General features: G+C 56.0%; 9 protein-coding genes. 7 read left to right on the top strand and 2 right to left on the bottom strand.

All coding sequences use genetic code 11. The features are described 5' to 3' along the window. Window positions 1-11: 11 nt before the first annotated feature. Both L6R44_RS22485 and acpH read right to left on the bottom strand, forming a co-directional pair. Window positions 12-614 (bottom strand): peroxiredoxin, encoded by a 603-nt coding sequence (locus L6R44_RS22485; protein WP_013095829.1) that lies wholly within the window; start codon window positions 612-614, stop codon window positions 12-14. Window positions 615-741: 127 nt separating this feature from the next. Next, a complete protein-coding gene (acpH, locus tag L6R44_RS22490; RefSeq protein ID WP_045269309.1) occupies window positions 742-1,323 on the bottom strand; it encodes an ACP phosphodiesterase in 582 nt (193 codons plus the stop codon). Window positions 1,324-1,415: 92 nt separating this feature from the next. Here acpH and queA point away from each other — a divergent pair, with 92 nt between their 5' ends. The 7 genes from queA (at window position 1,416) to L6R44_RS22525 (ending at window position 8,082) form a co-directional block, all read left to right on the top strand. After that, the gene (queA, locus tag L6R44_RS22495; RefSeq protein WP_032638450.1) at window positions 1,416-2,486 is read left to right on the top strand and encodes a tRNA preQ1(34) S-adenosylmethionine ribosyltransferase-isomerase QueA; all 1,071 of its coding nucleotides are present in this window, start codon (window positions 1,416-1,418) and stop codon (window positions 2,484-2,486) included. A 53-nt stretch (window positions 2,487-2,539) separates the two neighbouring features. Then, window positions 2,540-3,667: a tRNA guanosine(34) transglycosylase Tgt gene (tgt, locus tag L6R44_RS22500; protein ID WP_003859110.1), complete on the top strand. Its 1,128-nt coding sequence runs from the start codon at window positions 2,540-2,542 to the stop codon at window positions 3,665-3,667. A gap of 22 nt (window positions 3,668-3,689) precedes the next feature. Then, complete coding sequence (gene yajC / locus L6R44_RS22505) at window positions 3,690-4,022, top strand: preprotein translocase subunit YajC (protein WP_003859109.1); 333 nt, start codon at window positions 3,690-3,692, stop codon at window positions 4,020-4,022. A gap of 27 nt (window positions 4,023-4,049) precedes the next feature. Further along, entirely contained in the window at window positions 4,050-5,897 is a 1,848-nt protein-coding gene (secD, locus tag L6R44_RS22510; protein ID WP_072001190.1) for a protein translocase subunit SecD, read from the top strand. Between the two features lie 10 nt (window positions 5,898-5,907). Further along, window positions 5,908-6,879 (top strand): protein translocase subunit SecF, encoded by a 972-nt coding sequence (gene secF, locus L6R44_RS22515; protein WP_024906803.1) that lies wholly within the window; start codon window positions 5,908-5,910, stop codon window positions 6,877-6,879. A 142-nt stretch (window positions 6,880-7,021) separates the two neighbouring features. Continuing rightward, window positions 7,022-7,405, top strand: coding sequence for a VOC family protein (locus L6R44_RS22520; protein WP_237425470.1), 384 nt, complete (start codon window positions 7,022-7,024; stop codon window positions 7,403-7,405). Then, window positions 7,402-8,082: a helix-turn-helix transcriptional regulator gene (locus tag L6R44_RS22525; RefSeq protein WP_237425471.1), complete on the top strand. Its 681-nt coding sequence runs from the start codon at window positions 7,402-7,404 to the stop codon at window positions 8,080-8,082. The genes L6R44_RS22520 and L6R44_RS22525 overlap by 4 nt, the downstream gene beginning before the upstream one ends. Window positions 8,083-8,244 lie beyond the last annotated feature (162 nt).

The following is an 8,244-nucleotide window of genomic DNA, read 5'->3' on the forward strand; positions in this document are numbered from 1 at the left end:
AACCGTGCCGATTACAGGCTGGATACGTTCTCAGACAGGTATTTCGCCACGCCATCTGGGGACGCAGACATACCTTCTTTACCTTTTTCCCACTGAGCCGGGCACACTTCGCCGTGCTCTTCGTGGAACTGCAGCGCGTCAACCATGCGCAGCATTTCGTCGATGTTACGACCCAGCGGCAGATCGTTCACAACCTGGTGACGAACGATGCCGTTTGCGTCGATCAGGAAGGAACCGCGCAGGGCAACGCCAGCGTCCGGATGTTCGATACCGTAAGCCTGCTGGATTTCGCGTTTGATGTCCGCAACCATTGCGTATTTCACCGCACCGATGCCGCCTTTGTCGACAGGGGTGTTACGCCATGCGTTGTGTACAAACTCAGAGTCGAAGGAGACGCCAACCACTTCCACGCCACGCTTCTGGAATTCTTCATAACGTTTGTCGAACGCGATCAGCTCAGACGGGCAAACGAAGGTGAAGTCCATTGGCCAGAAGAACAGAACGGTCGCTTTACCGTTGGTGTGCTGTTTGAAGTTGAAGTTTTCAACGATTTCACCGTTGCCCAGAACTGCTGCAGCCGTAAAATCCGGAGCCGGACGAGTTACCAGAACCATATGATTCTCCTGTAGATACTAAGGTTATTTGGAACGCAACGCGAGCCAGTATAGAGAGTGTTCATGGATAAGACAAAGAGGTGGCGACAATCGTTCCGCCAGCTTTTACCTATCAATGTGAATTCTGTTACAGCTGTTTGTTTTTCGCCTGCGCCATCATGCGCGGATAGAACTGCCAGAATTGCGTCTCCAGCGCGTCATAGTGTGCGTCCAGGTCATACCAGGAGTCGCGCAGCGCATCCAGACGCGGTCGGCGGCTGGCCATGCCGTTCAGGACGTTCTGGATAAAATCCATCTCGCCATAGCGCTCCAGCCAGCGTTCTGACCACAAATAGTTGTTCAGATTCACAAAGCGCGGCGGCGAGTCGGGCAAAATTACCGACACCTGCGCATGGGCGTAGCGCACAAACTCTGGCAGCGGTAGCGACGGCGAGAGCTGTTCCCAATGGCGCGACAGAAAGTGGTCCCACATCACGTCGAGCGTAATCGGCGCAACGCGGCGCGTCTCAGGGCGGAACCACGCTTTGGCTTCCGTGACCTCGGGCAGGTTATCGGTGATGACATCAATGCGGCGGTGCATAAAGATGCCGTCGACAACCTCAGGAGAATAGTCTTCTGCAGGGTTGCCGCGCACGAAATCGGCCAGCAAATTGCCGGAAAGGGAGCTGTCGGCGAGGTGAGCGAGATGCAGGTGAGCGAGAAAATTCATGCGTTTTATTTGTCCGGGGGCGGCTAGTTGTTGCAGCAAAAGGGTGTGAGCACTAGACTATGCCGCCTGTTTTTAAGTCACGAGTATACGTCATGCGCGTCGCCGATTTCTCCTTTGAACTACCTGAATCCCTGATTGCTCACTATCCCATGCCTGAGCGCAGCAGCTGTCGCTTACTGTCGCTGGATGGGCCAACGGGCGAGCTGACGCACGGTACTTTCACCGATTTACTCGACAAGCTCAACCCTGGCGATCTGCTGGTCTTTAACAATACCCGCGTGATCCCGGCGCGCCTGTTTGGCCGCAAGGCCAGCGGCGGCAAGATTGAAGTGCTGGTCGAACGTATGCTCGATGATAAACGTATTCTGGCACATATTCGCGCATCCAAGGCGCCTAAGCCGGGCGCTGAGCTGCTGCTGGGCGATGATGAGAGCATCAAGGCGACCATGACCGCGCGCCACGACGCGCTGTTCGAAGTGGAATTCAACGACGAACGCACGGTGCTGGATATCCTGAACGCCATTGGCCACATGCCGCTGCCGCCGTATATCGAGCGCCCGGACGAAGAGGCCGACCGCGAGCTGTATCAGACCGTCTACAGCCAGAAGCCTGGCGCGGTCGCTGCCCCAACGGCAGGCCTGCACTTTGATGAGCCGCTGCTGGAAAAACTGCGTGCGAAGGGCGTGGAGATGGCGTTCGTGACGCTGCACGTCGGCGCGGGCACCTTCCAGCCGGTGCGCGTGGACAGCATTGAAGATCACATCATGCACTCTGAGTATGCCGAAGTGCCTCAGGACGTCGTGGACGCGGTGCTGGCGGCGAAAGCGCGCGGCAGCCGCGTCGTGGCGGTCGGTACGACCTCGGTGCGTTCACTGGAGAGCGCCGCGCAGGCCGCGAAAAACGATCTTATCGAGCCGTTCTTTGGCGATACGCAGATCTTTATCTACCCGGGCTACCAGTACAAAGTCATTGATGCGCTGGTGACCAACTTCCATCTGCCTGAATCGACGCTGATTATGCTGGTCTCCGCATTCGCGGGTTATCAGCATACGATGAATGCCTACAAGTCTGCGGTAGAACAAAAATATCGCTTTTTTAGCTACGGGGACGCGATGTTTATCACGTACAATCCGCTGGCTTTGAATGAGCGTGTCGGGGAATAAGTCCGCGGCACCGTTTTACAACGTTGGACTGTTTTTCTGACGTCGGAGAAAAAATGAAATTTGAACTCGATACCACCGACGGCCGCGCGCGTCGCGGTCGCCTGGTTTTTGATCGCGGCGTGGTGGAAACCCCCGCGTTTATGCCTGTGGGCACCTACGGCACCGTAAAAGGGATGACGCCGGAAGAAGTGGAAGCCACGGGCGCACAGATTATCCTCGGCAACACCTTCCACCTGTGGCTGCGTCCGGGCCAGGAGATCATGAAGCTCCACGGCGACCTGCACGACTTTATGCAGTGGAAAGGCCCGATCCTGACCGACTCCGGCGGCTTCCAGGTCTTCAGCCTGGGCGATATCCGCAAGATCACCGAGCAGGGCGTACACTTCCGTAACCCGATCAACGGCGATCCGATTTTCCTCGACCCCGAAAAATCGATGGAGATTCAGTACGATCTCGGTTCCGACATCGTGATGATCTTCGATGAATGCACGCCGTATCCGGCAGACTGGGACTACGCCAAGCGTTCTATGGAAATGTCCCTGCGCTGGGCGAAGCGTAGCCGCGACCGTTTTGACTCCCTGCAGAACAAAAATGCGCTGTTCGGCATTATTCAGGGCAGCGTTTACGAAGATTTACGCGATATCTCGGTTAAAGGTCTGGTAGAGATAGGTTTTGATGGCTACGCTGTCGGCGGTTTGGCTGTGGGTGAGCCGAAGGAAGACATGCACCGCATTCTGGAGCACGTCTGCCCGCAAATCCCGGCGGATAAACCACGATACCTGATGGGCGTGGGTAAACCAGAAGATCTGGTTGAAGGCGTACGCCGCGGCATTGATATGTTCGACTGCGTCATGCCAACCCGCAACGCGCGTAACGGCCATTTGTTCGTTACCGATGGCGTGGTGAAAATCCGTAACGCGAAGCATAAGAGTGACACCAGCCCGCTCGATTCCGAGTGCGATTGCTATACCTGTCGCAATTATTCTCGCGCGTATCTGCATCATCTCGATCGTTGCAACGAGATTTTGGGCGCGCGTCTCAATACCATTCATAATCTTCGTTATTATCAGCGCTTAATGGCTGGTTTACGTAAGGCTATCGAAGAGGGTAAATTAGAGAGCTTCGTGACCGATTTCTACCAACGTCAGGGGCGGGATGTTCCACCGTTGAACGTTGATTAATTTTAATAATGAGGGAATTTGAATGAGCTTTTTTATTTCTGATGCGGTAGCGGCAACAGGTGCTCCAGCGCAGGGCAGCCCGATGTCTCTGATTCTGATGCTGGTTGTGTTCGGTCTGATCTTCTACTTCATGATCCTGCGTCCACAGCAGAAGCGCACCAAAGAGCACAAAAACCTGATGAACTCCATTGCGAAAGGCGATGAAGTGCTGACTAACGGTGGTCTGGTCGGTCGCGTAACCAAAGTGGCTGAGAACGGCTACATTGCGATCGCCCTGAACGACACCACTGAAGTGGTCATCAAACGTGACTTCGTAGCTGCCGTTCTGCCGAAAGGCACCATGAAGGCGCTGTAATCCCAACTTTTCCCAAAGGGAACTGCCGTGTTAAACCGTTATCCTTTGTGGAAGTACATCATGCTGGTCGTCGTGATTCTCGTCGGCCTGCTGTACGCGCTTCCCAACCTGTATGGTGAGGATCCGGCTGTTCAAATCACTGGCGCGCGCGGTGTCGCCGCCAGTGAGCAAACGCTGATCCAGGTCCAGAAAACGTTACAAGAAGAAAAAATTACCGCTAAGTCTGTGGCTCTGGAAGAGGGTGCAATTCTTGCTCGCTTCGACACCACCGACACGCAGCTCCGCGCTCGCGAAGCGCTGATGGGCGTGCTGGGTGATAAATACGTCGTGGCGCTTAACCTTGCGCCTGCAACCCCGCGCTGGCTGGCTGCGATGAACGCAGAGCCGATGAAGCTGGGTCTTGACCTGCGTGGTGGCGTTCACTTCCTGATGGAAGTGGATATGGATACCGCGCTCGGCAAGCTGCAGGAACAGAATATCGACAGCCTGCGCAGCGATCTGCGTGAAAAAGGCATCGCTTACACCACCGTGCGTAAAGAAGATAACTACGGCATGAGCATCACGTTCCGCGACAGCGCGGCGCGCGATCAGGCTGTAGATTACCTGACCCAACGTCACCGTGATCTGGTGATCACCTCTCAGGGCAGCAACCAGCTGCGCGCGGTGATGACCGATGCGCGCCTGAAGGAAGCGCGTGAATATGCCGTTCAGCAGAACATCAACATTCTGCGTAACCGTGTAAACCAGCTGGGCGTGGCTGAGCCGCTGGTACAGCGTCAGGGTGCTGACCGTATCGTGGTGGAACTGCCGGGTATCCAGGATACCGCACGTGCGAAAGAGATTCTGGGTGCGACCGCCACGCTGGAATTCCGTCTGGTCAATTCCAACGTCGATCAGTCCGCTGCCGCAGCAGGCCGTATTCCGGGTGACTCCGAAGTGAAACAGACCCGCGAAGGTCAGCCCGTTGTGCTGTACAAACGCGTGATTCTGACCGGTGACCACATCACCGACTCCACGTCGAGCCAGGACGAATACAACCAGCCGCAGGTTAACATCTCGCTCGATAGCGCGGGTGGCAACATCATGTCTAACTTCACCAAGGACAACATCGGCAAGCCGATGGCGACCCTGTTCGTGGAGTACAAAGACAGCGGTAAGAAAGATGCAAACGGTCGTGCGGTGCTGGTGAAAGAGGAAGAGGTGATTAACATCGCCAACATCCAGTCTCGTCTGGGTAACAGCTTCCGTATTACCGGTATTAGCAACCCGAACGAAGCGCGTCAGCTCTCTCTGCTGCTGCGTGCCGGTGCACTGATTGCGCCGATTCAGATTGTTGAAGAACGTACCATTGGTCCAACGCTGGGGATGCAGAACATCCAGCAGGGTCTGGAAGCGTGTCTGGCCGGTCTGGTGGTCTCTATCCTCTTCATGATCTTCTTCTATAAGAAGTTTGGTCTGATTGCGACCTCCGCGCTGATTGCCAACCTGGTGCTGATCATCGGCATTATGTCCCTGCTGCCGGGGGCGACGCTGACCATGCCGGGGATTGCGGGTATCGTTCTGACCCTTGCGGTGGCGGTCGACGCCAACGTACTGATTAACGAACGTATCAAAGAAGAGTTGAGCAACGGTCGCTCTGTCCAGCAGGCGATTGACGAAGGCTATAAAGGCGCGTTCAGCTCCATCTTCGATGCGAACGTAACAACACTGATTAAGGTTCTTATCCTGTATGCAGTGGGTACTGGCGCGATCAAAGGCTTTGCGATTACAACCGGTATCGGTGTCGCAACGTCAATGTTTACCGCTATTGTCGGCACCCGTGCCATCGTGAACCTGCTGTACGGCGGCAAGCGCGTCAAAAAGCTGTCTATCTGAGGAGTGCGTTGTGGCACAGGAATATACTGTTGAACAATTGAACCACGGCCGTAAAGTCTGGGACTTTATGCGCTGGGACTACTGGGCCTTCGGCATTTCAGGTTTTCTGCTGATTCTGTCCATCGTCATTATGGGCGTGAAGGGCTTTAACTGGGGTCTCGATTTCACCGGTGGTACGGTTATCGAGATCTCCCTGGAAAAACCGGTCGATATGGACCAGATGCGTCTGTCTCTGCAGAAAGCGGGCTTTGAAGAGCCGCTGCTGCAGAACTTCGGCAGCAGCCGCGACATCATGGTGCGTATGCCGCCGGTGCACGATGCCAACGGCAGCCAGGAGCTGGGCAGCAAGGTTGTGAGCGTGATTAACGAAACAACCAGCCAGAACGCGGCGGTTAAGCGTATTGAGTTCGTCGGCCCAAGCGTGGGTGCTGACCTGGCGCAGACCGGTGCGATGGCGCTGCTGGTGGCGCTGATCTCCATCCTGGTGTACGTCGGTTTCCGCTTTGAGTGGCGACTGGCGGCCGGCGTGGTTATCGCTCTGGCGCACGACGTGGTGATCACCATGGGCATACTGTCGCTGTTCCACATTGAGATTGACCTGACGATTGTGGCATCCCTGATGTCCGTTATCGGTTACTCACTGAACGACAGCATCGTGGTATCTGACCGTATTCGTGAAAACTTCCGTAAGATCCGTCGCGGTACGCCGTACGAAATCTTTAACGTGTCGTTGACCCAGACGCTGCACCGTACCTTGATCACATCCGGTACCACCCTGATGGTGATCCTGATGCTGTTCCTCTTCGGTGGTCCGGTACTGGAAGGCTTCTCGCTGACCATGCTGATCGGTGTCACCATCGGTACGGCATCGTCTATCTACGTTGCGTCCGCGCTGGCGCTGAAACTCGGCATGAAGCGCGAGCACCTGCTCCAGCAGAAAGTCGAGAAAGAAGGGGCGGATCAGCCGTCCATTCTGCCGTAAGGCGACGTTTAGCGCGTTATCGAAATCCCGGTCGGTTGACCGGGATTTTTTTTATCTGCTCCTGACAAACACTCCTGACAGTATGCTGTCAGGAGCCCTGTCGTAGACTCCTTCTGAACCCAAACAACAGGCAGGAGGATGTATGAAAAGCGTCATTAACTGGTTTGAAATTCCGGTCTCGGACATGGATCGCGCCATCAATTTTTATGAGCCGGTGATGCAGCTCGCGCTGCGCCGCGAGAAAATGGACTGCGCGGAGCTGGCGGTTTTCCCGCATGAGGATCCGGCCACCGGCGGCGCGCTGGCAAAATTTGACGGCGTTACACCGTCTTTGCAGGGCGCTATTATTTACCTGCATACTGACAATCTGGCGGCAACGCTCGATCGCATTGCCTCTACGGGCGGCGAGTGCGTGTTTGGCCCGCTGGAACTGCCGCAGGGCATTGGCACTATCGCATTGTTTACCGACAGCGAGGGCAACCGCGTCGGCCTCCATCAACCTGCCCGAGAGCGGAGTAAAAGATGACCCGACGCGCTGACCGTTTGTTTCAGATTGTGCAGATCCTGCGGGGCAGGCATCTGACAACGGCAGCGCATCTGGCGGAGCGGCTTGTCGTGTCCGAGCGCACGGTCTACCGCGATATCCGCGACCTGTCGCTTTCCGGCGTGCCGGTGGAAGGTGAGGCGGGAAGCGGATACCGGCTGATGTCGGGTTTTGATCTGCCGCCTTTGATGCTGACAAATAAGGAGTCAGAGGCGCTGATCGTCGCCATTCGCCTGCTCAAAACCTGGGGAGGGGAATCGCTGTCGCGCGAGCTCGAATCGGCCCAGGAGAAGGTGCTGGCTATTCTGCCCGACGAGAGTCGTCGAAAGGCGGAGCAGGCGCGGATCTACGCCCCGGATTTCTGCATGCAAAGCCACTCCCGCAGCGATTTTGACAGGATTCACCAGGCAATTTCCGCCCAGCGGGTGCTGGCGCTACATTACCGTGACGAAGCCGGACAGCTCTCTAAGCGTGAGGTTCAGCCGCTGGGGCTGTTCTTCTGGGGAGAGCGCTGGCTGCTGGCGGCGTGGTGTGAGCGGCGCGATGACTATCGCTGTTTCCGGCTCGACCGGTGCCTCAATATTGCGCAGACGGAGAGAAGGTTCAGCGAGAGTGCGGACAGGTCGTTGGCCGATTTTTTGCGCAAGGTGAGGCAGTAAAAAGCCGGGCGGCGAGGTAAAAGCAAAACGGCAACGTGCGTTGCCGTTTTTAGTGTTTGTTCCCTCTCCCTGTGGGAGAGGGTCAGGGTGAGCAGCTGTGTTTAAAGTCAACAGCTGACGACTAATCTGCCGCCCATTTTTTATTGTCCCGCACCATCGCAT

Source organism: Enterobacter cloacae complex sp. ECC445 (assembly GCF_021892025.1).
In the GTDB taxonomy this organism is placed as follows: Bacteria; Pseudomonadota; Gammaproteobacteria; order Enterobacterales; family Enterobacteriaceae; genus Enterobacter; species Enterobacter chengduensis.

What these genes read in the sequence shown, in the direction of transcription:
- acpH (WP_045269309.1), bottom strand. Translation starts at nt 1,323, where the DNA reads ATGAATTTTCTCGCTCACCTGCATCTCGCTCACCTCGCCGACAGCTCC.
- L6R44_RS22485 (WP_013095829.1), bottom strand. Translation starts at nt 614, where the DNA reads ATGGTTCTGGTAACTCGTCCGGCTCCGGATTTTACGGCTGCAGCAGTT.
- L6R44_RS22525 (WP_237425471.1), top strand. Translation starts at nt 7,402, where the DNA reads ATGACCCGACGCGCTGACCGTTTGTTTCAGATTGTGCAGATCCTGCGG.
- queA (WP_032638450.1), top strand. Translation starts at nt 1,416, where the DNA reads ATGCGCGTCGCCGATTTCTCCTTTGAACTACCTGAATCCCTGATTGCT.
- L6R44_RS22520 (WP_237425470.1), top strand. Translation starts at nt 7,022, where the DNA reads ATGAAAAGCGTCATTAACTGGTTTGAAATTCCGGTCTCGGACATGGAT.
- tgt (WP_003859110.1), top strand. Translation starts at nt 2,540, where the DNA reads ATGAAATTTGAACTCGATACCACCGACGGCCGCGCGCGTCGCGGTCGC.
- yajC (WP_003859109.1), top strand. Translation starts at nt 3,690, where the DNA reads ATGAGCTTTTTTATTTCTGATGCGGTAGCGGCAACAGGTGCTCCAGCG.